General features: G+C 37.0%; 26 protein-coding genes and 3 pseudogenes. 2 read left to right on the top strand and 27 right to left on the bottom strand.

The annotated features are described in order from the left end of the window. The 24 genes and pseudogenes from G577_RS0106180 to G577_RS0106065 all read right to left on the bottom strand — a co-directional run. Positions 1-204, bottom strand: a pseudogene (locus G577_RS0106180) (ISLre2-like element ISTeha1 family transposase); the annotation flags it as partial. Positions 205-233: 29 nt separating this feature from the next. Beyond that, entirely contained in the window at positions 234-581 is a 348-nt protein-coding gene (locus tag G577_RS11140; protein ID WP_051176672.1) for an ATP-binding cassette domain-containing protein, read from the bottom strand. 13 nt (positions 582-594) lie between these two features. Further along, a complete protein-coding gene (locus G577_RS0106170) occupies positions 595-1,533 on the bottom strand; it encodes a metal ABC transporter solute-binding protein, Zn/Mn family (RefSeq protein ID WP_028790463.1) in 939 nt (312 codons plus the stop codon). Positions 1,534-1,638: 105 nt separating this feature from the next. After that, entirely contained in the window at positions 1,639-1,893 is a 255-nt protein-coding gene (locus G577_RS0106165; protein WP_081675735.1) for a metal-dependent transcriptional regulator, read from the bottom strand. Between the two features lie 156 nt (positions 1,894-2,049). Next, entirely contained in the window at positions 2,050-2,571 is a 522-nt protein-coding gene (locus tag G577_RS0106160; protein ID WP_028790461.1) for an acyl-CoA thioesterase, read from the bottom strand. A gap of 77 nt (positions 2,572-2,648) precedes the next feature. Next, positions 2,649-3,611, bottom strand: a complete 963-nt coding sequence (locus tag G577_RS0106155; protein ID WP_028790460.1) for an alpha/beta hydrolase — start codon at positions 3,609-3,611, stop codon at positions 2,649-2,651. 76 nt (positions 3,612-3,687) lie between these two features. Next, positions 3,688-4,275: a 3-isopropylmalate dehydratase small subunit gene (leuD, locus tag G577_RS0106150; RefSeq protein ID WP_028790459.1), complete on the bottom strand. Its 588-nt coding sequence runs from the start codon at positions 4,273-4,275 to the stop codon at positions 3,688-3,690. Then, positions 4,275-5,657, bottom strand: a pseudogene (gene leuC, locus G577_RS11135) (3-isopropylmalate dehydratase large subunit). The gene leuD and the pseudogene leuC overlap by 1 nt, the downstream one beginning before the upstream one ends. 13 nt (positions 5,658-5,670) lie before the next feature. Continuing rightward, positions 5,671-6,714: a 3-isopropylmalate dehydrogenase gene (gene leuB / locus G577_RS0106140; protein WP_028790458.1), complete on the bottom strand. Its 1,044-nt coding sequence runs from the start codon at positions 6,712-6,714 to the stop codon at positions 5,671-5,673. Positions 6,715-7,149: 435 nt separating this feature from the next. Further along, the gene (locus tag G577_RS0106135; protein WP_028790457.1) at positions 7,150-7,935 is read right to left on the bottom strand and encodes an acetyl-CoA carboxylase carboxyl transferase subunit alpha; all 786 of its coding nucleotides are present in this window, start codon (positions 7,933-7,935) and stop codon (positions 7,150-7,152) included. Position 7,936: 1 nt separating this feature from the next. After that, entirely contained in the window at positions 7,937-8,800 is an 864-nt protein-coding gene (gene accD, locus G577_RS0106130; protein WP_028790456.1) for an acetyl-CoA carboxylase, carboxyltransferase subunit beta, read from the bottom strand. A gap of 12 nt (positions 8,801-8,812) precedes the next feature. Then, positions 8,813-10,177: an acetyl-CoA carboxylase biotin carboxylase subunit gene (locus tag G577_RS0106125; RefSeq protein ID WP_028790455.1), complete on the bottom strand. Its 1,365-nt coding sequence runs from the start codon at positions 10,175-10,177 to the stop codon at positions 8,813-8,815. Positions 10,178-10,184: 7 nt separating this feature from the next. Continuing rightward, entirely contained in the window at positions 10,185-10,604 is a 420-nt protein-coding gene (fabZ, locus tag G577_RS0106120) for a 3-hydroxyacyl-ACP dehydratase FabZ (RefSeq protein WP_028790454.1), read from the bottom strand. An 11-nt stretch (positions 10,605-10,615) separates the two neighbouring features. Next, complete coding sequence (accB, locus tag G577_RS0106115) at positions 10,616-11,107, bottom strand: acetyl-CoA carboxylase biotin carboxyl carrier protein (protein WP_028790453.1); 492 nt, start codon at positions 11,105-11,107, stop codon at positions 10,616-10,618. Between the two features lie 2 nt (positions 11,108-11,109). After that, positions 11,110-12,345 (bottom strand): beta-ketoacyl-ACP synthase II, encoded by a 1,236-nt coding sequence (fabF, locus tag G577_RS0106110; protein WP_028790452.1) that lies wholly within the window; start codon positions 12,343-12,345, stop codon positions 11,110-11,112. Positions 12,346-12,388: 43 nt separating this feature from the next. Next, positions 12,389-13,120, bottom strand: coding sequence for a 3-oxoacyl-[acyl-carrier-protein] reductase (gene fabG, locus G577_RS0106105; protein WP_028790451.1), 732 nt, complete (start codon positions 13,118-13,120; stop codon positions 12,389-12,391). 21 nt (positions 13,121-13,141) lie between these two features. Then, entirely contained in the window at positions 13,142-14,056 is a 915-nt protein-coding gene (fabD, locus tag G577_RS0106100) for an ACP S-malonyltransferase (protein ID WP_028790450.1), read from the bottom strand. A 109-nt stretch (positions 14,057-14,165) separates the two neighbouring features. Next, positions 14,166-14,390: an acyl carrier protein gene (locus tag G577_RS0106095; protein ID WP_028790449.1), complete on the bottom strand. Its 225-nt coding sequence runs from the start codon at positions 14,388-14,390 to the stop codon at positions 14,166-14,168. A 49-nt stretch (positions 14,391-14,439) separates the two neighbouring features. Continuing rightward, positions 14,440-15,408, bottom strand: a complete 969-nt coding sequence (locus G577_RS0106090; protein WP_028790448.1) for a beta-ketoacyl-ACP synthase III — start codon at positions 15,406-15,408, stop codon at positions 14,440-14,442. A gap of 10 nt (positions 15,409-15,418) precedes the next feature. Then, positions 15,419-15,859, bottom strand: a complete 441-nt coding sequence (gene fabT, locus G577_RS0106085) for a fatty acid biosynthesis transcriptional regulator FabT (RefSeq protein WP_028790447.1) — start codon at positions 15,857-15,859, stop codon at positions 15,419-15,421. A gap of 280 nt (positions 15,860-16,139) precedes the next feature. Continuing rightward, a complete protein-coding gene (locus G577_RS0106080) occupies positions 16,140-16,370 on the bottom strand; it encodes a YkuJ family protein (RefSeq protein WP_028790446.1) in 231 nt (76 codons plus the stop codon). An 89-nt stretch (positions 16,371-16,459) separates the two neighbouring features. After that, complete coding sequence (locus G577_RS0106075) at positions 16,460-17,338, bottom strand: NAD(P)-dependent oxidoreductase (RefSeq protein ID WP_028790445.1); 879 nt, start codon at positions 17,336-17,338, stop codon at positions 16,460-16,462. A 74-nt stretch (positions 17,339-17,412) separates the two neighbouring features. After that, on the bottom strand, positions 17,413-18,651 hold the full coding sequence (locus G577_RS0106070) for a glycosyltransferase family 4 protein (protein WP_028790444.1): 1,239 nt from the start codon (positions 18,649-18,651) through the stop codon (positions 17,413-17,415). Between the two features lie 24 nt (positions 18,652-18,675). After that, positions 18,676-19,689 (bottom strand): LTA glycolipid anchor biosynthesis glycosyltransferase, IagA/BgsA family, encoded by a 1,014-nt coding sequence (locus G577_RS0106065; RefSeq protein WP_028790443.1) that lies wholly within the window; start codon positions 19,687-19,689, stop codon positions 18,676-18,678. Between the two features lie 375 nt (positions 19,690-20,064). On the opposite strand from G577_RS0106065, the gene G577_RS0106055 reads away from it, so the two are divergent. Beyond that, positions 20,065-21,042 carry a dipeptidase gene (locus tag G577_RS0106055; RefSeq protein WP_028790442.1) on the top strand — a complete coding sequence of 326 codons (978 nt, stop codon included), beginning with the start codon at positions 20,065-20,067 and terminating at the stop codon, positions 21,040-21,042. 54 nt (positions 21,043-21,096) lie between these two features. On the opposite strand, the gene ptsP is transcribed toward G577_RS0106055, so the two are convergent. The 3 genes from ptsP to G577_RS0106040 all read right to left on the bottom strand — a co-directional run bounded on the left by ptsP (position 21,097) and on the right by G577_RS0106040 (position 23,449). Continuing rightward, positions 21,097-22,824 (bottom strand): phosphoenolpyruvate--protein phosphotransferase, encoded by a 1,728-nt coding sequence (gene ptsP, locus G577_RS0106050; RefSeq protein ID WP_028790441.1) that lies wholly within the window; start codon positions 22,822-22,824, stop codon positions 21,097-21,099. Then, positions 22,824-23,090 carry a phosphocarrier protein HPr gene (locus tag G577_RS0106045; protein WP_028790440.1) on the bottom strand — a complete coding sequence of 89 codons (267 nt, stop codon included), beginning with the start codon at positions 23,088-23,090 and terminating at the stop codon, positions 22,824-22,826. The genes ptsP and G577_RS0106045 overlap by 1 nt, the downstream gene beginning before the upstream one ends. 161 nt (positions 23,091-23,251) lie before the next feature. After that, positions 23,252-23,449 (bottom strand): hypothetical protein, encoded by a 198-nt coding sequence (locus G577_RS0106040; RefSeq protein ID WP_028790439.1) that lies wholly within the window; start codon positions 23,447-23,449, stop codon positions 23,252-23,254. 234 nt (positions 23,450-23,683) lie between these two features. On the opposite strand from G577_RS0106040, the pseudogene G577_RS12705 reads away from it, so the two are divergent. After that, positions 23,684-23,845 (top strand): annotated as a pseudogene (locus G577_RS12705) (IS1380 family transposase); the annotation flags it as partial.

The raw sequence follows: 23,845 nt of genomic DNA, 5'->3' as shown, positions 1-23,845 counted from the left end.
GGTGATGGTTCTTTCGCTTTTGCGGTCGACGCGAAAGCCTTCTTTCTTCCATTGGGCACAAATTTCTTCATCGAGCGTTTGAAAAGCTAGTTGGGTGATTGTCGCTATCAGTTGCGCAAAAAAAATCATCATGGCTCTTTCTCTTGCTAAAAAATTTCTTTCCTTCTTCATTACTTCCACTAAATCTGTTACAATAGAATCCATAAGAAACCGCCTTTATTCATTAGTGCCTGTCAGCCCAATGAATAGAGTAACGGTTTCTTTTTTATTCGTCTAGAGGGAACCTCAATAAATTTTACACTTAGCACGGTTGTTGGAAAATCCCAATGAACACTATTTGATTGAGGAACATAGGCTATTTTTTTATACACTTTTTTATAGTCATGACCAAGAATCTTCACTTTGCCAGAAATTGGACGCAAAAGGCCCAAAATTCCTTTAATCAAAGTCGATTTACCCGCCCCATTGGGACCAACAATAGCTGTTTTGCTATTGTTGGCAATGGATAAATTAATATTCCAAAGTACAGGGCTGTCATTATAAGCCATATTTAAATTTTTTATTTCAACTACATTTGACATGATAGGACTCCTTTTATCTCAAATGTTCTACAATTAAGTCAACATTATGACGATACATATCTATATAAGTGTCTCCATCTTCACCTACTGGCGCTAATGAATCTGAGAAAAGCTCTTGTCCTTCACCACTGACAACTTCAACTTCTCCACCGTTTGCCTCAACGTCTTCTTGTAATCGTTCCATACGTGCTGGATCGGTCGTAGACTCCGCAAAAACAGCACTTATTTCGTTATCAACAATAAAATCGACTGTTGCTGATATATCTGCATTAGATGCTTCTGATTCTGTACTAACACCTTGTGGCGCAACTACTTCCATACCATAACTTTCAGCAAAATAATTAAAGGCATCATGTGGGGTAATTAAGTAGCGTCCTTCTTCAGGAATTTCACTGACTTTGTCTGCGTTTTCTTGATCTAACTCATCTAATTCTTGTTTGTACTCTTCCGCATTCTCTGTAATATTTTCATCGTCTAATAAAGTGACTAACTCATCAGCTGCTTCATCTACTGCTTGTTTATATAAATCGATATCAAACCAAAAGTGAGGATCGACAACTTCTGAGCCATCTTCTTCCATCGTTGTTAATTCGGATTCTGGAACTTCTTCTGTTACGGCCGTTCCAGTATTCTCTAAAGCATCCACCATTTGTCCTTCAAAATGCAAGCCATGATATAATACTAAATCCGCTGATTCTAACAAATTCATATCATCCGGTGTAGCAACGTATAAGTGAGGATCTTCTCCAGCTGGAATCACTTGTTCTATCTCTACTTGATCTCCAGCCAATTGAGTCACCATGTCCTGTAAAAAGGAAGTAGTAACAGTAACAGTTGGTGTTCCTTCAGCCTCATCAGCATTTCCTCCTTCATTACCTCCGTTAGAGCCACCACAAGCAGCTAGAATGAATAACGACATAGCCGTCAACAATAAACTGACAGATTTTTTCATACCTTCTCTCCATTCTTTTTGATAACGAGATTCATTATCATTTATTTTTTATAGGAATCAAACCTATTAAAGTTAAAATACTATAATAGTTATGGTGTTGTCGACTTATTTTTTAGGTTTGCCATAAAATATATGTGCTGCCCCTTCTTCTGTAAGTTTCACCCCTTTATAGGGTTTGTATACTATTAGCCCTTTTTGTGACATTTTAAGAAACATTTCAGTTACCGAAGAATTAGCTATGCCTAGTTGTTCAGCTAACTTATGATTTCGGACAGTTCCCTCTTCAGCTTGATTTTTATCAATTAATTTCAGGTATTCTTCTTTCTCTGCAGAGTATATTTTCATAAAAACCTCTTTCATTCTATTTTAATTTTAGGTTCGCCTTATTTTATTTTAAAATAATTTGATACCGCTTTCAACAGTTAATTAATTTTTGAATCATTAATTATAAAAAAACGCCAACAAACAAGAGAACTTCTTGTTTGTTGGAAGTCATTTTACGTTCACTTTTTATATTTACCACGGCAGTTCTGTTGAAAGTTTTGTCACAAAATCCTTATACTCTGACTGCTCAGCAAGTCTCTTTACTCTTCTTTTCTCATAACCATCACATACTAGCTTTTCCTCTTCTGTTTGTGGCGTTACTTTAGGCACAATAAATTCTTTTTCCTCATTCATATGCGAAGGAATGGCCACAAAAGTCGTAAAACAAGTCGCTGCTAAATAACGCTCTCCTGTAACAAGGTCTTCTCCGATAACTTTGACGAAAACTTCCATCGATTTATGATGCGTGCCAGACACGTAAGATTCCACACACACTGAGTGATTACTTTGCAATGGGTTTAAAAAATTCATCTGATCAATAGAAGCGGTCACAGCTCCTCTTCTACAATGCCTAGTAATGGAAATTGACGAAGCATCATCAATAATTGTCATCAGTTTTCCTCCAAATAAAGCGCCAAAAGGATTCAAATCCGAAGGAAAAATCCGATGATTTTGAATAACCTTTGATTGACGACAATAACGAAATTCTTCCATAACTTCTTTCTCCTATTTCTATATTTCATTTTACCTATACCTGTTTTATCACAATTGGAACATGCCATAGTATAACCCTACTTTTGCTCAGCAAAATAATACCTCGTTGCAAAAATAAACTGCCCAAGAAAATTGATTGTTGCCTTTCTGGCTATATTAAACTGTGATAGCTGATCAAAAGCATGAAAACAGCCTGGATAACTGTCCATTGTCGCTTTCACACCAGCTTTGTTTAATTGGTTAATATACATTTTCGTCTCATCAAAGAAAGGTTCAATATCACCAACAAATGTATAGGTTGGTGGTAAATTTCGATAATTCTTTGCTCTGGCCGGAGCAGCATAACTTGATACATTCTCTTTTTGATAATCCTTTTTTAGGTACATCTGCCAAGCGACTTTATTTGCCTGTGTGTCCCAGATAGGTGCATCATTGTTTTGTGAAGAGGAGGTAATCATACGATCATCAAGCATAGGATAAAGCGGCATTTGAAAAGCAATATTAACTTCTCCACGGTCACGCGCTAAAAGAGATAGAGCCGCGGTCAAACCGCCCCCAGCGCTATTTCCACCTACAAAAATTTGATCAGAACGTATACCAAGTTCAGCGGCATGTTCTTTCATCCAAACTAAAGTATCATAGCAGTCTTCTAACGCTGCAGGAAAGGGTTCATCAATGGATAGACGATAGTCTGGTAAGACGACAACACAGTTTGCTGCGTGAATAAAATTTTGCGCAAAGCCACTGTCTTGTTCCGGTACACCAACGCCATATCCGCCTCCATGTATCCAAAGAACCCCAACAGCATTATCCTTAGGAGCGTGACTTTTTGCCACGGAAAATTTCAGTTGATCATTATGAGCAGAAATTGTCGTATAATTTTTCCATTGTAAGTTTTTAGAGATTAAGAACCGACGACTAACCTTTATTAGTTTTTGTATTCGTCGAAAAGTCGCTTCCTTTTTAAAATGAAAACTGTGACGAATAACCGTTCCAATAGTACGCAATTCCGGATGAATCATTTCATTTGTTACTTTCATCTGTACCTGCCTCCGCTTTTGCTTCCTTGCTTTTTCCATTATAGCATTAAGAGGACTCTTTAAGATAATGTTTTTCTTACTTCCAGTAGGACGGAATTGTTTGTTCGTAAGCTTCAATTTTATCTATATTTTGCAATGTAGTCCCAATTTCATCGAGTCCTTTGATCAATTTCTCTTTCCAACTTTGATCGATCGAAAAAGAGAATTCTTCTTTCCTAGAAATGACCTTTTGATGAGGTAAATCAATGGTTACCTTGTCATCAGGAGATAACGCAGCAAGCTGTTGTAAGGTTTCTTGTGGCAAAGTGATCAATAACAAACCATTTTTTAATGCATTCATATAGAAAATATCGCCAAAACTACTTGCAATGACTACTCGAAAGCCATAATCTTTAATGGCCCAAACCGCATGTTCCCGTGAAGAACCTGAGCCAAAGTTGTCTCCAGAAAGCAAGATAGTCGCTTCACTATATTGTGGATCATTTAAAACAAAATCAGGATTGGGTTTACGTTTTTCCAAATAACGCCAATCATCAAATAAAAATTGACCAAAGCCCGTTTTTTCAATTCGTTTTAGATAAGTCTTAGGAATAATTTGATCTGTATCTAAATTATTATTCATAAAAGGAACTGTCTTCCCTTGATAAATTGTGAAAGCTTCCATTAGTTTATTCCCCCTGCCATCTGACGTATATCCACAAATTTTCCGTTAATAGCTGCAGCAGCTGCCATCGCTGGACTACAAAGATGTGTTCGAGCATTTTTGCCTTGCCGACCCGCAAAATTACGATTCGAAGTAGAGGCACAATGAACGAATTCTGGAACTTTATCCGGATTCATCCCCAGACACATAGAGCATCCTGGCTCCCGCCACTCAAAACCAGCCTGAATAAATACTTGATCCAGTCCTATTTTTTCTGCAGCTTGTCTGACAGGTCTTGATCCAGGTACGACAACCCCGGTCACCCCTTTTTTAATCTTTTTATTTGAAAGTATTTTTGCTGCTTCTTGAAGATCTGATAATCTTCCGTTTGTACAAGAGCCAATAAAAACATATTCAATTTTTATATCACTTGCATATTGTCCTGGATGTAGATCCATGTATTCATACGCCAGCTGGTCATTATGATCCTTAATTTCAGGAAAAGAAGCGTTGATGGGACCAGCCATTTCTGGATTGGTTCCCCAGGTAACATAGGGTTCTAATGCAGAAGCGTCCATTTCAATAAGATAATCAAATACCGCATTTTCATCTGTATATAAATTTTTTCAGTCCGCTACGGCACTTTCCATATCTTTTGGAGCATACTCCCGACCTTGTACATATTCAAAAGCTTTTTCATCCGGGGCAATGATCCCCATCTTAGCGCCCCCTTCAATCGACATGTTGCAAATGGTCATTCTTTCTTCCATAGTAAGGTTTTCGATGGTATCTCCATAAAATTCCGCTGCATAGCCTACACCAAAATCAACACCGTAAGTCGCAATTAAAGCTAGGATAATATCTTTAGCATATACGCCTGGCTGTAATTGGCCCGTTATGTGAATTCCCATACGTTTGGGTTTTTTCTGCCATATTGTTTGGGTAGCCAATACATGCTCCACTTCACTTGTTCCAATGCCAAAAGCAATTGCGCCAAAAGCCCCATGAGTTGCAGTATGTGAGTCCCCACAGACAATTGTCTTACCAGGTTGTGTCAATCCGACTTCCGGTCCGACCATATGAACAATTCCTTGCCGAACAGAGCCATTATCACATAGAGTAACACCAAATTCTTCACAGTTCCTCCTTAACGTATCCATCTGTTTTTTGGCAACTAGATCTGTAATGTGAAAGATATCTTTAGTAGGTACATTATGATCCATCGTCGCAAAAGTTTTATTGGGCTGACGTACGGTTCTTCCAGTTTCACGTAGTCCCTCAAAAGCTTGAGGGGACGTTACTTCATGAATTATCTGCAAATCGGTATATAAAAGCTGTGCTTCTCCCTCATTTCCCTCGATAACATGTTTCTCCCATATTTTATCAAACAACGTTTTTTCCATAAAAAAGCCCCCTTTAATTTAATTTTGTTATTACAGCAGCTGTAAAATCTGTAGTAGACGCTGTACCTCCTAAATCTTTCGTTAAAACTCCTTCTTCCATCACTTTAAAACAGGCAGTCTCGATTTTTTGTGATTCTTCATACATATCAAAAGACTCACGCAACATTAAACTTGCTGATAAAATCATTGAAACAGGATTAGCTATGTTTTTTCCAGCAACATCCGGGGCAGAGCCATGAATCGGCTCGTATAAAGAAACATTTTCTTGACCATGACTAGCACTGGGAAGTACGCCTAAGGTCCCTGGTAGTACGGAAGCCTCATCACTTAAAATATCCCCGAATAAATTTTCCGTAACAATCACATCAAATGCCTTGGGATTTTGAATTATACGCATTGCTGCAGCGTCTACGTATTGATGCTCAAGCTTACAATCTGGGAATTCTTTAGCCACCTCTTCGGTCACTTTGCGCCATAATTTACTTGTAGCTAGTACATTCGCTTTATCTACTGAAAGCACATGTTGTCGTCTATTTTGTGCCATTTCAAAAGCATAACGAACAACCCGTTTAATTTCTTCTACATTATAACGATTAGTGTCATATGCTTCTTCTGCTCCCAAATATCTAGGCTCCCCAAAGTATATACCTCCTATGAGTTCACGAATAACTACTAAATCGGTTCCTTGAACAATCTCTTTTTTTATAGGGGATAAATGTAATAAAGCATCCGATACAAAAGTAGGTCGAACATTAACAAATAGGTTCAAAGCTTTTCTCAAATCTAATAGCCCTTTTTCTGGCGTTCTAACCGCTGTTTCCCATTTATGACCGCCAATAGCACCTAATAAGATGGCATCTGCTTGTTTACAGGCAGCTAATGTTTCTTCAGGTAATGGATCATTTTTAACATCAATTCCTGCTCCTCCAAAAAAGTGCTCTTCAAAATCAAAACGAAGGTAACTATTTTCAAATACTTTTTTTAATACTTGTATTGCACTATTCATTATTTCTGGACCAATACCGTCTCCTGCTAAAACAACAATTTTCTTTTTCATTTAACGTCTCCTTTTTTCATTATAATCAAATTTTAGTTCTCTTTTGATTTTCTAATTAAAAATACAAAAAAGCATTCCACAAGGTTTTCCCCTTTGTGCAATGCGAATAAGACCCTTTTTACTATAAAAAAAGAGCCTTGTTTTATAATAATAAGAAAATAATTTCACAAATAAAGCGCTTATTACTCATAAGAATCACCTAATCAGAAGTTGTTAATAGACAAAATAACTAAAAATGAGCAATAAGTCAATAATTTTTGCCAAATTTTCTGAATATTTTTGCACTAATACAACAGAATTCTCTTATTTTAAAGTTCTTTACAAGTTTTCCTTTAGATTTGTGTCCAATTTTTGACAGAAGACCAATCTACTCTCGCTTCTTTTATCAAAATCATTTATAAAAAAGCATCGGTTGAATAATACAACCCGATGCATTTAAAATTTACGAAAACGTTCATAACGCTTTTTGACCAACTCTGCAGGGTTCTTTTTAGCGAGATCTTTCAATTTCCAAGTTAAATCAGCTTTAACACGCCGTAAAATTGCTTCTTCTGATAGTGGCTCACCGCGAAAAGTTTCAGGGATGATCTGTTCAATTACGTCTAATTCTTTGAGTTCTTGAGCAGTAATTTTCATTAAATCCGCAGCTTCTTCTGATCGACTACTATCTTTCCATAGAATCGAAGCAAAACTTTCGGGAGGTAATACTGCATAAATTGAATGTTCTAGCATCCAAACTTCATCCGTTACAGCTAAGGCTAAGGCGCCACCACTACCGCCTTCACCAATAATAATCGAAATTACGGGGACATTTAAATCTGCCATTTCATACAAGTTTTTGGCGATTGCTTCACCTTCACCACGTTCTTCTGCACTAACACCAGAATATGCGCCGGAGGTATTGATAAAAGTTACAACAGGTCGATTAAATTTTTCTGCCTGTTTCATCAGTCGTAATGCCTTACGATATCCTTCGGGCTTAGGTGAGCCAAAATTACGCTTTAAGTTTTCAGGTAGGTTTTTCCCTTTTTGAATACCAATGACTGTTACTGGCTTATCATCTAATAAAGCTATACCACCAACAATGGCTCCATCGTCTGCGTAATAACGATCCCCGTGAAATTCTTGAAAGTTTTCAAAGATCTGTTCAATAAAATCTAGAGAAGTGAGGCGTTTTTGGTCACGAGCTAGTTGAACGATCTCATGAGCAGATTTTTCCATCTTAACGCCACCCTTTCATCATATGCATATGAACTAATTCATAGATACGTGATTTTAACTCTTTACGTGTCACAATTTGGTCGACAAAACCATGTTCCAAAAGAAATTCTGCTCGTTGAAAATCTTCTGGAAGTTCTTGTTTTATTGCATTTTCAATCACTCGCCTACCAGCAAAACCGATTAAAGCTTGTGGCTCAGAAAGAATAATATCTCCTTGCATGGCAAAACTTGCAGTAACGCCGCCAGTCGTTGGATCTGTTAAAATCGTTAAGTAAAGTAAACCAGCATTGCTATGTTTTTTTACAGCAGCCGAAACTTTGGCCATCTGCATCAAAGAAAAAATGCCTTCTTGCATGCGCGCGCCACCAGAAGCTGTAAATAAAACAACAGGTAATCCTTGTTCAGTGGCTTTTTCAAATAAACGCGTAATTTTTTCTCCTACGACGGTACCCATACTTGCCATAATAAAATGCGAATCCATAATACCAAGTGCCACTTGCTCTCCTGATACCTCTGCAGTACCAGTTAAAACAGCTTCGTGTAGATTATTTTTTTCTTGCATCTTTTGCACTTTTTCTTGATAGCCAGGAAAGTTAAGAGGATCTTGAGTATCTATATCCGTATCCCATTCTGAAAAAGTATCTTCATCAGCAACCAATGCTAGGCGTTGGCTAGCACTGATACGAAAATTATAGCCACAGTTGGGACAAACACTTTCTTCTCCTATTTCCTTTGTGTATAAAATACGTTTGCAGCTTGGACATTTTGCCCACATATCATCTGGGACCGTAGGCTCGTTCATAGGTTTCGCATTTCGATTAGGATTGATTTTGATATAATCCTTCTTCTTTTTAAACAATGCCATTTGCTGCGCCTCCTAGTCTTCAGGTGTCCAATTCGGTAAAAATTCTTCTTGTAAAAAGGCGGTATTGTAATCGCCAGAAAGTACTTTGGGATGACTGATTAAATCTAATTGAAATTCAGCGTTCGTTACAACACCATCTGTCACAAGTTCGCTTAATGCTCGTTGCATTTTCATCAACGCTTCAAAACGCGTATCTGCATAAGCAATAACTTTAGCAATCATCGAATCGTAATAAGGGGGGATTGTATAACCAGAATACATCGCACTTTCAACACGTACGCCTAACCCTCCAGCTGGTAACAATAAGTTTTCGATTTTACCAGGAGATGGCGCAAAATTAAAGTTTGGATTTTCCGCATTAATACGGCATTCAATCGCATGCCCATTGAATTGCACAGCTTCTTGTTCAATCGTTAATTCTCGACCACTAGCAATTTCCAATTGTTTTTTCACAATATCAATTCCTGTAACCATTTCAGTAATAGGGTGTTCTACCTGAATCCGGGTATTCATTTCCATGAAATAGAAATTGCCATCTTCATCCATTAAAAATTCAATGGTTCCCGCATTACAATAGTCCACAGCTTGAGCTGCTTTGACTGCAGTCATTCCAATTTCTTGCCGTTTTTGTTCATCAATCACTACAGAAGGAGATTCTTCTAAGACTTTTTGGTTATTGCGTTGTAGTGAACAATCCCTTTCCCCTAAGTGTATCACATGACCGAAATTATCGGCTAGAATTTGAATTTCAATATGCCGTGCTGGATAAACAATCTTTTCAATATACATTGAATCATCGCCAAAAGCTGCGTTAGCCTCTTGTTGTGCAGAAGCAAAACTTTGCGGTAAATCTTCTTTATTATAGATTTTACGAATCCCTTTGCCACCGCCACCGGCAGCAGCTTTTAACATGATGGGAAAACCAATCTCATCAGCAATTTGTACAGCTTCGTTTACATCACTAATCGCTCCAGGACTGCCTGGAACAACGGGGACATTAGCAGCTCTCATCAATTTTCTAGCGTTGATTTTGTTGCCCATATCATCAATTGTTTTACTTTTGGGACCGATAAAAACAACATTCATTTCTTCACACATCTCAGCAAAGCGAGCATTTTCTGATAAGAAGCCAAAGCCCGGGTGGATGGCTTCTGCCTTTGTTACATGAGCTGCACTTAAAATTTGCTGGACATTTAAATAAGAATCTGAGGAACGTGCAGGGCCAATACAAATCGCTTCATCAGCTAATTCAGCATGCAAAGCATCTTTGTCAGCTTCTGAATAAACAGCAACAGTATGAATACCTAATTCACGACAAGCACGTATAATTCTTACCGCAATTTCACCGCGGTTTGCAACTAAAATCTTTGAAAACATAAGTCACCTATCCAATCATGAACGTTAATTCTGCTTCTGCTACTTTCTTGCCATCAACTCGAGCAACACCTTTACCAACACCAGCTGAAGATTTTACTTTTAAAAGTTCGATTTCTAGCATCAGTGTATCACCTGGAGTAACTTTTTTGCGGAATTTTGCCTTATCAATACCGCCAAAATAAGCTGTTTTGCCACGAAACTGTTCTAAGCTAAGTAAAGAAACTGCCCCTGCTTGTGCCATAGCTTCAATGATTAAAACACCGGGCATAACTGGTTCATGAGGAAAGTGTCCTTGAAAAAAGGGCTCATTTACCGTAACATTTTTTTTAGCTACAATCCGTTTTCCTTCTTCTAATTCTTCAATGCGATCAAGCAAAAGCATAGGAAAGCGATGAGGAATGATTTCTTTAATTTCTTGAATATTCATTACTGACATAATTAACCTTCTTTCACTTTAAACAGTGGTTGATTAAATTCAACAACTTCTTCGTTTTCTACAAGTACTTCAACAATTTCACCAGAGACATCACTTGTTATTTCATTCATGACTTTCATGGCTTCAACGATACAAACGACTTCACCCGCTTCGACATGATCTCCAACTTTTTTGAAGTCTGGTTTTTCCGGTGCTGGTCGTAGATAAATCACACCAACAATAGGAGAAACGATCTCTGTTCCTTCTACGACTGCTTCTTGAGCTTGCTCATCTTGTGTTGACGCCGTTTGTGGTGTCTCAGCTTGTGTCGCTGCTGCATTTTCTACCGTTGTGGTAGCAGCTGGTTGTTCGGAAATCGTCGCCGGAGCTGCTTGGCTTCTTGGTGTTGTCGTTTTATTAAAATATAATTCAAACCCACCATCTTTTAAATTAAGCTCAGTCAAAGACGATTGGTCAAAAATTGTAAGCAGGTCTTTTAACTCTTCTTGTTGCATCCTTATGCCTCCCAACGTTTCATCACTAATACGGCATTATGGCCGCCAAAGCCCATGGAATTACTTAATACACACTCTAAATTAGCATCAATACTTTCGTTTTGGACCACATTTAAATCAATCTCAGGATCTTTTTCAGTAATATTAATACTAGCAGGCACGAATTGATGTTGTAGAGCTAATAACGAAGCTACGGATTCAATTCCACCAGCAGCCCCTAGTAGATGCCCCGTCATCGATTTTGTACTACTAACATAAACATCACTTGCATATTCGCCTAAGCCATAATGAATAGCTGTTGCTTCAGAAACATCATTTGCTGGTGTCGCAGTACCATGAGCGTTTACGTAGCCTACTTGTTCTGGAGAAATTTGCGCTTCTTCCATAGCTAATTTCATCGCTTTACCAGCTCCAGAACCATCCGGATTAGGCGCGGTCATATGATAGGCGTCACAATTGGCGCCATAGCCCACAACTTCACCTAGAATATTTGCACCACGAGCTTGAGCATGTTCTAATGATTCCAGTAAAAGAACGCCGGCTCCTTCTCCCATAACGAAACCCGAACGATTAGTATCAAATGGTGTTGATGCATAGTTTGGATCTTCGTTGCGACTCAAAGCTGTTAAAGAAGCAAAACCTGAAATTCCAATTTCGCAAATAGTTGATTCCGAACCTCCGGCAAGCATCACATCTTGATAGCCATGTTTGATATTACGGAAAGCTTCTCCAATGGAATTATTTCCCGTAGCACAAGCTGTAACAGTTGATGTACAAACTCCTTTAGCTCCAACACGCATAGCAATATTGCCTGCTACCATGTTGACAATTGACATTGGTACAAACATAGGTGAAACTCGGTCTGCCCCTTTTTCGTTCATCCGTGTTACTTGTTCTTGGATTGTAGGTAATCCGCCAATCCCTGAGCCTACCATAACACCAAAACGATCCATATCGGTTTCATTTGTATCTAGTTCAGCCATTTCTAAAGCGTCAAGTGCAGCGTAAACTCCATATAAAGAAAATAAATCCATCCGTTTTGTATCTTTTTTCTTAAAATATTTCTCTAAAGGAAAATCTTTGACCTCTCCAGCTACAGAAACTCCAGTATCTTCTGCATCAAATTTCGTAATTTTATCTATGCCATTTGTCCCATTTTGTAAACTTGTCAAAAAAGCTTCTGGGTCGTTTCCAATCGGCGAAACAACACCATAACCTGTGATAACTACTCGATTCATAATGTTTCTCCTTCCATTTGCAAAAAGAATCTTTCTTTTAACCTTACATGGTTAATCCGCCATCCACGCTAATAACTTGCCCAGTGATATATGGGTTTTGGGCTAAGAAGATAGCTGTTTGAGCGATGTCTTCTGGATTGCCTAAACGTTGTAAAGGAACCGTCTCATTAATTTGTGTTTTCACCTTATCTGACAACACGTCGGTCATATCCGTAGTAATAAAACCTGGGGCAATCGCATTGCAAGTAATTCCGCGAGAAGCTGCTTCTTTTGCCACTGTTTTTGTAAAACCTACGACACCAGCTTTACTTGCCGCGTAATTGGCTTGGCCCATATTGCCCATTAAACCAGAAACACTTGCCATATTAATAATAACGCCTTGTTTTTGTTTTAACATTTTTTTCAATAACGGTTGTGTCATATTAAATGTCCCCGTTAGATTAACTTTTAGGACACTTTCAAAATCTTCTTCTTTCATGCGAAGTAATAGTTTATCATTGTTCATTCCAGCGTTATTAACTAGAACATGAATGTCACCTAATTGTTCTTGTGCTTGTTCGATCATTTGTTTAGCGCTTGAAAAATCCGATATATCTCCTGATAAGCCAATGCAGTTTACCCCGAAATTTTTTATTTCAGTGATCAACTCTTCCGAAATTTCTTTGCGTCCGTTTAATACAATATTGGCACCTTCTTGCGCAAATGCTTTAGCAATCGCTAAACCAATACCACGTGTGCTCCCAGTGATAAAGACATTTTTACCTTGCAGTTCCATAGATTCCTCCATTCATTCGCCTCATTCTTCCGTTTCTTGCAGAGTGGATGCATCCGACACCCGATTCACTTTTATTGATTTATCTATCTTTTTCATAAAACCGGTGATCGTTTTTCCTGGACCGACTTCAATCACATGTTCAATTCCTAGTTCTTTTAAAGTTTCTACACTTTCGTAAAAACGAACAGGTGATTGCACTTGTAATGTTAATAAATGTTTGATTTCATCTTGTTTCATCACTTTAGCAGTGGTATTACTAATCACAGGAATTTGCATTTCATGAAAAGTGACATCTTGCAAGGTTTTTTCTAACTGCTGTGCCGCGGGTGCTAGTAGTTTTGTATGAAAAGGACCACTAATATTTAAGGGCATCATGCGACGCGCGCCTGCTTCTTCTAATAGTTCAACTGCGTAATCAACGGCTTCTTTTTCCCCGCCAATCACAATTTGTTTGGGCGTATTGTAGTTAGCTGGAGAAACAATGCCGTATTCGCTAGCCTTTTGACAAGCTTGTTCGATTGTATCTATAGGTGTATTCATAACAGCCACCATTTTACCAACACCTGTTGGCACGGCTTCTGCCATATATTTCCCACGTTTTGCCACTAAAGCAACTGCTGTTTCAAAATCTAAGGCGCCACTTGCCACTAAGGCAGAATATTCGCCTAAACTTAATCCTGCTGTAGCGTCTGGCGTAATACCTTTCTCCCTTAATAAGCGTAAAAAAGCGACACTAACAGTTAAAATCGCTGGTTGTGTATATTCAGTCAAATCTAGTTGCTCATTTTCTGTAAAGCACAATTCAGCCATATCGTAACCTAAGACATTTGAAGCTTGCTGAAACGTTTGTCTTACAATATCAAATTGATCATAAAGTTCTTTGCCCATGCCAGGGTATTGGTCCCCTTGGCCACTAAATAAAAAAGCTGTTTTCATCCTTTTCTCCTTTAAAACTACTTTTAAAATATGTAAGTTCTTTTTAAAGTTAGGAATGTAGAAATTCATACCAAAAGCAAAGGCCAGGCTTTGGGCCCAGCCTTAAAAATTAAGCTTGTTGTTTTTCTACATATTTCACTAAGTCATCTACTGTTTGAATGTTTTCATCTGTTTCGATTTTGACATCAAATTCATCTTCTATTTCGTTAATAATTTGAAATAGATCCAAGCTATCTGCTTCTAAGTCCTCTTGAATATTCGTTGTTAATTGAATTTCATCTTTTTCCTTATCTAATTCTTCTGCTACAATTCCTTGAATTTTTTCAAATACCATCCTATTATTCCTCCATTAATCATTTATTTTATTAGTTCTTCTATCAAGTTTATAATACTACAGAAACTGTTGCCCAAGTTAAACCACCGCCAAAACCTGAAAGAATGATGTTCCGCTGGCTTCCAAGTGCAATTTTTCCACTAGCCACTGCTTCATCTAGCAAGATCGGTAATGAAGCAGCAGAAGTATTTCCATATTTATCCATATTTTGTAAAAATCGAGCTCGGGAAACGCCTATCTTTTTAGCAATCTTATCTAAAATTCGCGCATTTGCTTGATGAAGTAAGAAATAATCTATTTCTTTATCTTGTTTATTCATCACTTGCTTAATTTGTTCTACGACATCTCTAACCGCAAAATCAAAAATTTCTCGTCCCTCCATTGTTAAAGAAGAATCTTGAGTTGGTTTTTCTTTGACATAAGGATTATCAAGAGGCGTAAAACCAGATGTTAGAGACATTGCTCGCTTGCCATCTGCTTGTAAACTTTCAGCCGTAATATGTTCTTTTTGAGAAGCTTCTAATAAAACACCCCCTGCGCCATCGCCAAATAACACAGCGGTCGAACGATCAGTCCAATCTAGTACTTTAGAAATAACTTCCCCACCAATAATCAGGCCTTTCTTAGCACCTGTGCGAATCATTTTGTCACCTATCGACAATGCATAAACAAAGCCTGAACAAGCAGCGCTTAAATCAAAACACATCGCGTTATTCGCACCAATAGCTCCTTGTACTAAACAAGCCACTGAGGGACTGTTATAATCAGGAGACATTGTAGCTACAATAATAAAATCGAGCTCATCTGCAGTAGAATCACTTTTTTCCAATAATTGTTCTGCTACCTTGATACAAAGATCTGACGTATTTTCTTCTATTGCAATACGACGTTCTTTTATCCCTGTGCGAGTACTAACCCAATCATCACTTGTGTCCATTATTTGCGCCAATTGATCATTTGTCACGATTGTTTCTGGTACAAAACTAGCGGTCTGCGTGATCTTTGCAAAACTATTCATCCAATTACACTCACTTATAATCTTGTAGAAAACCGTGTAGATTTTCTAAAGCCATTTGTAAAGCCACCGATTCTTCATCGCTCATACCTTGTAAAATGCTTCTTACCATTCTCATATGAAAACGTTGATGAACACGAAAAATCAATCGCCCTTTCTTAGACAAACCTAATTTGACAACACGCCGATCATCTTCGCTACGAAGACGCTCAACATAGCCTTTTTTCACCAAACGGTTGATTGCAATCGTCAATGTCCCAACAGTGATCGAAAGTTCTTTAGCCACTTCAGAAGTAGTCTTTTTTTTATACATTCCAATTGCTTCGATCGTATGCATCTCAGTAATTGATAAGTCATTAAACTGTGATTTTTTCAATTCAGATTCTTCAATTACTAAAATATCATTAAAAGCTTCAACTAGTAATGTATTGATTCGTTCAAAATTGGGTTCCATTCATTAACACCATCCGAATAGTTTGATTATCAAACGATTTGACAATCAAACTATAAATGAAATTCAAAAAAAATGCAACCTTATTTTTTTATATTTTCCTTCACAGGTGATTAAAAAGCAGGCAATATTAGTTTGACTTGCAAATAATTTTAACATACTGTAGTTTTGTGTAAATAGCTTTCCTAGAAACCAACGCTTTTTTATTGTTTTTTAACGAATAATATACAAAAGAAAAGAACTCGAAAAGTTAGTCGCTAAAGCTAGCTTTTCGAGCCCTTTTTTATTGGATTAAATCATAGATCTCCATTGCTACAATATCGATATTATCAAACTGATAAGCTTGATTTGTTTGAGCTTCAGTTAATTCAAAAGTTGCTGTAACATTATCATAAGTTACCATACATTTTTCAACGCCTTCTTTTTCAAAGCGACGTACTTGCACTTCACTATCTTGTGCTTCGATCATTGCCTCAAGTCGTTTGATGATAGCAACTAATTGGGAATTTTGCATCCTGAGTGCCTCCTCTTTTATTCACATTTCTGTTATATTTTAACAAAAAGAAGGAAGCTTGTGGGTGTTTTTTTCAATTTTTTTCGTTCTTAAGAATTTGTTCCGTTCCCCCACCAAAGTTTAATAAGTGCTTGTGTGCCGTCATCTTCACTTCCTTGACCTGCCAGTTTTTCATAAAGTTGAGCGGCTAGATGCGTACTAGGTAAAGTTGTTTCCATTTTTTCAGCTTCATCTAAAGCGATCTTCAAATCTTTAATAAAGTGCTTAACGAAAAATCCAGGCGTATAGTCTTTTTTTAAAATACGTGGTCCATAATTAGTCATTGACCAATTTGCAGCAGCGCCTCCTGCTAAAGTGTTCATCACATTTTCCAAAGATAAACCAGCTTTTTGACTATAAACCAGCATCTCAGTCATACCAGTCATCGTTCCTGCAATCATAATTTGATTGGCCATTTTGGTATGTTGGCCTTTACCAGCTGTTCCATGCAAGGTGTAAGCTTGTCCCATTTTTTCAAAAAGCGGCAACACTTTTTCGTAAATGGACTGCTCGCCACCTATCATAATCGTTAATGTTCCATTTTTTGCCCCTAAATCTCCGCCAGAAACAGGGGCGTCTAAGCTAGCGGCTCCATTATTTCGTGCGGTTTGGTCAATTTGTTCTGCCAAAGAAGGGGTACTAGTGGTCAAATCAACTAATATCTTATGATTCACATCACTAGAAAAAACGCCTGTACCTTCTTCATAATATACCTGTTCCACATCTTGAGGGTAGCCTACCATAGTAAAAACAATGTCACTCGCATCGGTAATTTCTTTGGGGGTATCTTTCCAAGTAGCCCCCTCAGCTACTAAATCATCTGTCTTATTTTTTGTACGATTATATACGAATAATTCATGTCCTGCGTTCATTAGACGTAACACAATTGCGTGTCCCATAACTCCAGTTCCTATAAAACCAACCTTCATTTAGAAACTCCTCCTTTGTTAATAATAAAAACCCTTACTTTTAGTATACGCGAAAAGTAAGGGTTTTTGAATAACTAATGAAAAATTCCTCGAAACAAACGTTTATGTCTTTTGGTTTTTTCATTTGTATTGATCTCAGTTTTTTGTTCTTGCTCTTGTGTCTTTTCATGGTAGTCCATCATTTCATGATAGAAAGAAAGAATCGATTTAACAAAATGTTCAACAGAAATTTCATACTTTTTCTTAGTTAGAATCTCTTGATTCTTGGCAGGATTTTCTGCCATGTAAGAAAGTAAAGTTGGAACAAAATCGTCATCTGTTGAAAATGTAACTCCTAATGAAGGATCATCAATTAATTGTTCCAAGTAGTCATTTCCTTCAACCACAAGTTGCGTTCCAGAAGCCAGTGCCTCAAGATAAGTTAAGCCTTGGCTTTCTGAGGTAGAAGTACAAACAAAATAGTCAGCCGCTTGGTAATATAAAGCTACTCGATCATTAGGGACTTCTCCGACAAAAATAACTTTATCTCTGACGCCTTCATCAAAAGCTAACTGTTTTAATTCTTCTTCATAAGGGCCTTTGCCGACAATGACTAAAAAAACATTAGAGTCGGCTTGTAAAACATCTGGCATTCTTTGAACTAAAGCTTGGATATTTTTTTCATAAGAAACACGACTTAACGACAATAGAAAAGTATCCTCTTCTCTCATCCCCAAAGAAGCACGTAATTGAGCAACGTTAATTGGACTATTCGTTGTAAGCTCAAATTTCTTCGTTTCAATCCCAGTAGGAATGACACGCATTGGAGATATCACGCCATAGTCTTTTAACGTTCGAATTACTCGTTTACTAGGACAAACCACCCCCGTTGTATGATTTGCAAAAATACGAGAAAATATTTTCACATGGCTAGGGCGTACAACTTTTCCTCGAGCAATATAATGTAAGTAATCTTCATACATTGTATGATAAGTATGAACCACTGGTATATGAAGTTTTTTCCCAACGACTTTCCCTAAAAAACCTGCGCCAAATTCTGTGTGAGTATGAATCAGATCGAGTTCAAAATGTTTAGCAATCATATAGGCATCCAACATCCCACGTACCACAATTCTCCGATCCTTAAAAGATACAAAAGGGACACTAGGCATACGGATAATTCCTTCTTCGTAATCAGGAGCATTAGGATCTGTTGTTGTAAATATAATCACTTCATGACCTAATTTAATTAATTCTTCCCTTAATGTTTTTATTGATGTAGCAATACCACTCACTTGAGGAAAGTAAGTGTCTGTGAAAAAGCCGATTTTCACAAAAATTTCCTCCAAACTACGTATCTACCATTTTTTAGAAAGCATCGTTTCATATATCGATTTTAGATGGGTCCCGATATGCTGAATGCTTTTTGTTTGTGCTGTTTGCCAACCATTTTCTGAAAGATCTGGCAACTTTTTTTCCACAATATTTTCCAATAATTGACTAAATTCTTCATTATTATGTCCCTTATAACAATTGTGTCTATCTTGTAACCAACCTTCATATACAGGAATGTCTCGAACAAGAACATTTTGCAAGCTAGCTAATGCTTCTAAAACAACGATTCCTTCTGTTTCTTCATAAGAAGGAAAGAAAAATAAGTCCGCATTCGAATAAGCACCTTCAATAATATCACCTTTTATGTAACCTGGAAAGATAACATTATCAGGATGATCATATTGAACAATTTTACGAATAGCTTTAGGAACTGAATATAAAGAAATATGACCAAACCAAATAAACTTATACTGAGGAAACTTTTTTGCAACTTCTACAAAATCCATAAGACCTTTGCGTTGGAAATAAAGACCCACAGAGATAATAACTTTTTGTTCAGCTGATAATTGGAAGTAATCCCGAAATTTCTGCTCTTTTTGCGCGTCAGGGTAAAATTGGGCTAAATTTACTCCATTAGATACAACATCAATCGGTTTTTGTATCCCATATTCTTGTAAAACACGTTTGGCATAAGGTGTAGGCGTAAGTAAATGATCTCCTAAAGAGTAAAGATTAACAAGATACTTTTTATAAAGAGGCGTTATCGCGTTCGCTCCTAAAAAGGAATTTTGAAAATCTTCTGCATTGGAATGAGCATGATAAATAACATTTTTACCTTGTTTTTTAGCTTGCTGGATTGTCTTACGAGCGTTTAGTCCATAGGTATTAATATGTAATATATCATATTTTTGATCTCTAACATCCGTAGTATAGTCTACTCCAGCGCTTTCCAAAGCTTTTTTTTGATGTTCAAATGCTCGGCCGATCCCAGACTTTTCTAACATTTTCTTTCCTTCAAAGTAAAGCAGTACTCTCAAGGAATAACAACCCCTTTCCTGTTCAATTTATAGTATATCATATTTTAAATAGAACTTAACTCCAACCAAGGACTTATATTCATTCCACTTTTGCGTTTTATTTCTCTGAATGAATATTGTTTTTTGTTTATAATGTTCATTCACTACCTGAGTGAACATTATTCCTTCGCTTCCATGTTCGTTCGATAGCTGAATGAACATCGTTTTTCCTCTTGCTTATTCATTCAACTGCTGAATGAACATCATTTTGCCTCTTTGTTGTTCATTCAGCCTTTAATTACAAACTTTCTAGAAGACTCTTTATCTTTTTCCTAGTTTATTTTTCAAAAAAATGATATCTTTAAAGTAACGTATGTTCAAAAAGGAGGCTCATTTATGAATGTTGTAGATATGCACTGTGATACAATTATGAAAATTTACCAATCACCAATAAATAATCCTGCACATCTAAAGAAAAATGATTTTCAGCTAGATATTCCTAAAATGCAAGCAGGCGATTATTTATTACAAAATTTCGCTATTTTTATGGATAAAAAAACGGTAGACTCGCCATATGAAGAAGCCAAAAATATGATTGACCTTTTTTATGAAGAAATGAAAGAAAATGAGGAACAAATTCGTCCAGTTACTCATTACGAACAAATTTTGGAAAATGGACTCAATAATCGGATGAGCGCCCTTTTAACAATGGAAGAAGGAGCGCCTATCGAAGGTAGCGTAGAAAAACTAGAGGAATTTTATAACTTAGGGGTACGAATGATGACTCTTACTTGGAACTATCCAAATGAGATTGGTTATCCTAATGCGATTTTTGCTGATGGAAATGAACAGCTAACAGATCAGCCACAAAAAGGGTTGACAGATCAAGGGATAGAAATTGTTCAACGTATGAATGAACTAGGAATGATCATTGATGTTTCCCACGGTTCTGATGCACTTGTAAATGATGTTTTACAGTATACAGATCGCCCATTTGTAGCTAGTCATTCAAATAGCCGTAGAATTCGCCCACATTATCGCAATTTGTCAGATGATTTAATCAAAAAAATAGCTGAACGCGGTGGAGTCATTGGAATCAATTTTGCTGATCATTTTTTGCAAGATGCTAGAGAAAGTGGCTCTTTGATAAACGCGATTTGCCAGCATGTCCGTCACCTGCATAACGTAGGAGGCATTGAATGTATCGGTCTAGGATCGGACTTTGATGGTATTCCAGTGCATGAAGATTTACCAGGAGGAACTATTTTACCTTCTATTTATGACGCCCTATTAAAATCGGATTTTTCTAACACACAGGTAGATCAAATGTTTAATAAAAACGTATTACGCTTATATCAAGAATTTTTAGATTAAAATAAAAAGCCTCAGACATATCATCAAGTGTCTGAGGCTTTTTTAACAAATAAATTAATTCGTGTATTCTTCAACCAACGCAATGACTTCATCTGCTGTGTCACACTCGTTTAAAGCGCGATCTGCAAGGTCTTGCATTTTTTGGTTATCTAATTTTTTCATTAAACTACGTGTTTTCAAAATGGACGTTGCACTCATTGAAAATTCATCTAAGCCAATTCCCATTAATAATGGAACAGCTGTTTGATCGCCGGCCATTTCGCCACACATGCCAGCCCATTTGCCTTCTTTATGAGCAGAGTCAACCACATTTTTTACTAAACGTAAAATGGCTGGGTTGTATGGTTGATACAAATAAGAGACTTGTTCATTCATACGGTCCGCTGCCATTGTGTATTGAATCAAATCGTTTGTTCCAATACTAAAGAAATCAACTTCTTTGGCAAAGCGATCTGCCAAAACAGCCGCAGCAGGGATTTCGATCATAATTCCTACTTGCACTGAATTAGACACTCCATAGCCTTCATCAGTTAATTTTTGACGTTCTTCATTATATATTTTTTTAGCAGCACGGAACTCTTGTAACGTTGCCACCATAGGGAACATAATACGAAGCTCACCATAAATTGAAGCACGTAATAAAGCTCGTAATTGTGTGCGGAACATGCCTTCACCTAATTGTGAAAGATTAATCCGCAACGCACGGTACCCCAAAAATGGATTCATTTCATTAGGAAGATCCAAATATGGAAGTTCTTTATCTCCACCGATATCCATGGTACGTACCACAACTGGTTTTCCATTTGTGCCTTCTAAAACTTTCTTATAAGCATTAAATTGGTCTTCTTCTGTTGGGAAATCAGAAGAATCCATATATAAGAATTCTGTACGGTACAAGCCAACTGCTTCAGCCCCATTATCATGAACACTAGGCAAGTCTTTGGGTGTACCAATATTTGCTGCTAAGTCAAAATGTGTACCATCATCAGTGACTGTTTCAGCATCTTTCAGTTTTTCCCATTCTTTCTTTTGTTCAGCAAATTTTTTGCCAGCTTCAATATATTCTTGTTTTTCATCATCCGTAGGGTTTACTACTGCTGTTCCTTCTATACCATTCACAGCAACAATATCCCCTTCATGAGCTACTTCAGTGACTTCTTTACTACCAACAATGGCTGGAATTTCTAAAGAACGGGCCATAATAGCAGAATGAGATGTACGTCCGCCAATATCGGTAACAAAAGCTTTTACATATTTACGGTCTAATTGTGCCGTATCACTTGGTGCCAAGTCATGAGCTACCACAACAACTTCTTCATTAATCATTGAAGGGTCCGGTAAAGTAACACCTAACAAGTGAGCTAAAATACGTTTAGATACATCTCGAATATCTGCTGCGCGTTCTTGCATATAGGAGTTATCTTCCATTGCTTCAAACATTTCGATAAATGAATCTGTAACATTTTTTAACGCTTGTTCTGCATTCACTTTATTATCTTCGATATTTTGTTTAATTTGATCAGTCATTTCAGGATCATTAACTACCATTAAATGAGCATCAAAAACTTGTGCTTCAGATTCTCCTAAAGCTTCAGCAGCATTTTCCCGAATTTTTTGTAGCTCTTTTTCTGAAGCCTTCAAAGCTTCATCAAGACGTGTTTTTTCATTATCCGAATCTTCGACATTTACTTTTTCAAAAGTTAAGTCTGGTTCCACTAACGGGTACGCTTTTGCAACTGCTACACCGTCACTTGCCGCAATCCCTTTTAGCTTATTCGTCATTATTCAGACAATCCTTCCTTTTTCATCGTTTCTACAATTGCTTCCATTGCATCTGATTCATCAGCACCATCAACAGAGATTGTTACATCAGAACCTTGGCCTACGCCTAAGGACATGACTCCCATAATTGATTTTAGGTTTACTGATTTACCTTTATATTCTAAATTAATATCGGAATTATATTTACTTGCAGTTTGTACTAATAATGTTGCTGGACGAGCATGAATCCCTGTTTCAGCAATAACATTAAAATCTTTTTTTTCCATATCGATCGATCTCCTTTAAGGTATCAAATTTTTGTGAGGGTTTTCTAACACTAAACACGAGCAAAAAAAATAGTTAATAACCCTTTCAATTGATAAGATTACCATTTTTTTGCCCTTTAGACAACCGTTTTCTACCATAAATCGCAGAATTATTCACAAATTCACTCTTCTGTATGGTTTGGTTCATATTTATATATGATTTCACCGTTGAGTTCAGCTTCTCCGACAAAAGAAGAACGATCTTCAAACGATAGCCAAGCTTTTCGGAACGTCATAAAATTCTGTTGCTCGATCGTCATTTCATTAATTTCTCCATTCTTTAATTGTTTTAGCATTTCTACATATTCTTCTTGTGTCATAACATTTTCTCCTCTTTTTATCTAAAAAAATGATCCATTTTATTTTAATACCTCTACAAAAAACTGACAAATAAGAAAGCCTGAATGATTTATAAATTTTTCCAAGAATGATTCAATCATTGGTATGCTCATTTTTCTAAAAGTTTAGTTGCTTCACCTTCTGGGTGTACAAAAAGAACGCACTTCGTGTTATTGTAAAGTCGACAAAACATAACAATAAAGGAGTGCGTTCTTATGTCTATTACTTTACAACAAAATTCTCTTACATTCAATGAGCAAAAAGTCATCTCAATAGCCAACGACGGTGGTACCTTAACCAATGACGCGGGGCTCGTCTTACTTTCGGAGTTTCTAAATCAAATTCATTTTGATTCACTGTTAGCGCAATACGTTCAT

This window comes from Tetragenococcus muriaticus DSM 15685 (assembly GCF_000423785.1).
In the GTDB taxonomy this organism is placed as follows: domain Bacteria; phylum Bacillota; class Bacilli; order Lactobacillales; family Enterococcaceae; genus Tetragenococcus; species Tetragenococcus muriaticus.
Note: the sequence above shows the minus strand (reverse complement) of the source record. Positions and strands in the feature narration are given on the sequence as shown.

What these genes read in the sequence shown, in the direction of transcription:
- G577_RS11140 (WP_051176672.1), bottom strand. Translation starts at nt 581, where the DNA reads ATGTCAAATGTAGTTGAAATAAAAAATTTAAATATGGCTTATAATGAC.
- G577_RS0106170 (WP_028790463.1), bottom strand. Translation starts at nt 1,533, where the DNA reads ATGAAAAAATCTGTCAGTTTATTGTTGACGGCTATGTCGTTATTCATT.
- G577_RS0106165 (WP_081675735.1), bottom strand. Translation starts at nt 1,893, where the DNA reads ATGAAAGAGGTTTTTATGAAAATATACTCTGCAGAGAAAGAAGAATAC.
- G577_RS0106160 (WP_028790461.1), bottom strand. Translation starts at nt 2,571, where the DNA reads ATGGAAGAATTTCGTTATTGTCGTCAATCAAAGGTTATTCAAAATCAT.
- G577_RS0106155 (WP_028790460.1), bottom strand. Translation starts at nt 3,611, where the DNA reads ATGAAAGTAACAAATGAAATGATTCATCCGGAATTGCGTACTATTGGA.
- leuD (WP_028790459.1), bottom strand. Translation starts at nt 4,275, where the DNA reads ATGGAAGCTTTCACAATTTATCAAGGGAAGACAGTTCCTTTTATGAAT.
- leuB (WP_028790458.1), bottom strand. Translation starts at nt 6,714, where the DNA reads ATGAAAAAGAAAATTGTTGTTTTAGCAGGAGACGGTATTGGTCCAGAA.
- G577_RS0106135 (WP_028790457.1), bottom strand. Translation starts at nt 7,935, where the DNA reads ATGGAAAAATCTGCTCATGAGATCGTTCAACTAGCTCGTGACCAAAAA.
- accD (WP_028790456.1), bottom strand. Translation starts at nt 8,800, where the DNA reads ATGGCATTGTTTAAAAAGAAGAAGGATTATATCAAAATCAATCCTAAT.
- G577_RS0106125 (WP_028790455.1), bottom strand. Translation starts at nt 10,177, where the DNA reads ATGTTTTCAAAGATTTTAGTTGCAAACCGCGGTGAAATTGCGGTAAGA.
- fabZ (WP_028790454.1), bottom strand. Translation starts at nt 10,604, where the DNA reads ATGAATATTCAAGAAATTAAAGAAATCATTCCTCATCGCTTTCCTATG.
- accB (WP_028790453.1), bottom strand. Translation starts at nt 11,107, where the DNA reads ATGCAACAAGAAGAGTTAAAAGACCTGCTTACAATTTTTGACCAATCG.
- fabF (WP_028790452.1), bottom strand. Translation starts at nt 12,345, where the DNA reads ATGAATCGAGTAGTTATCACAGGTTATGGTGTTGTTTCGCCGATTGGA.
- fabG (WP_028790451.1), bottom strand. Translation starts at nt 13,120, where the DNA reads ATGGAACTGCAAGGTAAAAATGTCTTTATCACTGGGAGCACACGTGGT.
- fabD (WP_028790450.1), bottom strand. Translation starts at nt 14,056, where the DNA reads ATGAAAACAGCTTTTTTATTTAGTGGCCAAGGGGACCAATACCCTGGC.
- G577_RS0106095 (WP_028790449.1), bottom strand. Translation starts at nt 14,390, where the DNA reads ATGGTATTTGAAAAAATTCAAGGAATTGTAGCAGAAGAATTAGATAAG.
- G577_RS0106090 (WP_028790448.1), bottom strand. Translation starts at nt 15,408, where the DNA reads ATGAATAGTTTTGCAAAGATCACGCAGACCGCTAGTTTTGTACCAGAA.
- fabT (WP_028790447.1), bottom strand. Translation starts at nt 15,859, where the DNA reads ATGGAACCCAATTTTGAACGAATCAATACATTACTAGTTGAAGCTTTT.
- G577_RS0106080 (WP_028790446.1), bottom strand. Translation starts at nt 16,370, where the DNA reads ATGCAAAATTCCCAATTAGTTGCTATCATCAAACGACTTGAGGCAATG.
- G577_RS0106075 (WP_028790445.1), bottom strand. Translation starts at nt 17,338, where the DNA reads ATGAAGGTTGGTTTTATAGGAACTGGAGTTATGGGACACGCAATTGTG.
- G577_RS0106055 (WP_028790442.1), top strand. Translation starts at nt 20,065, where the DNA reads ATGAATGTTGTAGATATGCACTGTGATACAATTATGAAAATTTACCAA.
- ptsP (WP_028790441.1), bottom strand. Translation starts at nt 22,824, where the DNA reads ATGACGAATAAGCTAAAAGGGATTGCGGCAAGTGACGGTGTAGCAGTT.
- G577_RS0106045 (WP_028790440.1), bottom strand. Translation starts at nt 23,090, where the DNA reads ATGGAAAAAAAAGATTTTAATGTTATTGCTGAAACAGGGATTCATGCT.
- G577_RS0106040 (WP_028790439.1), bottom strand. Translation starts at nt 23,449, where the DNA reads ATGACACAAGAAGAATATGTAGAAATGCTAAAACAATTAAAGAATGGA.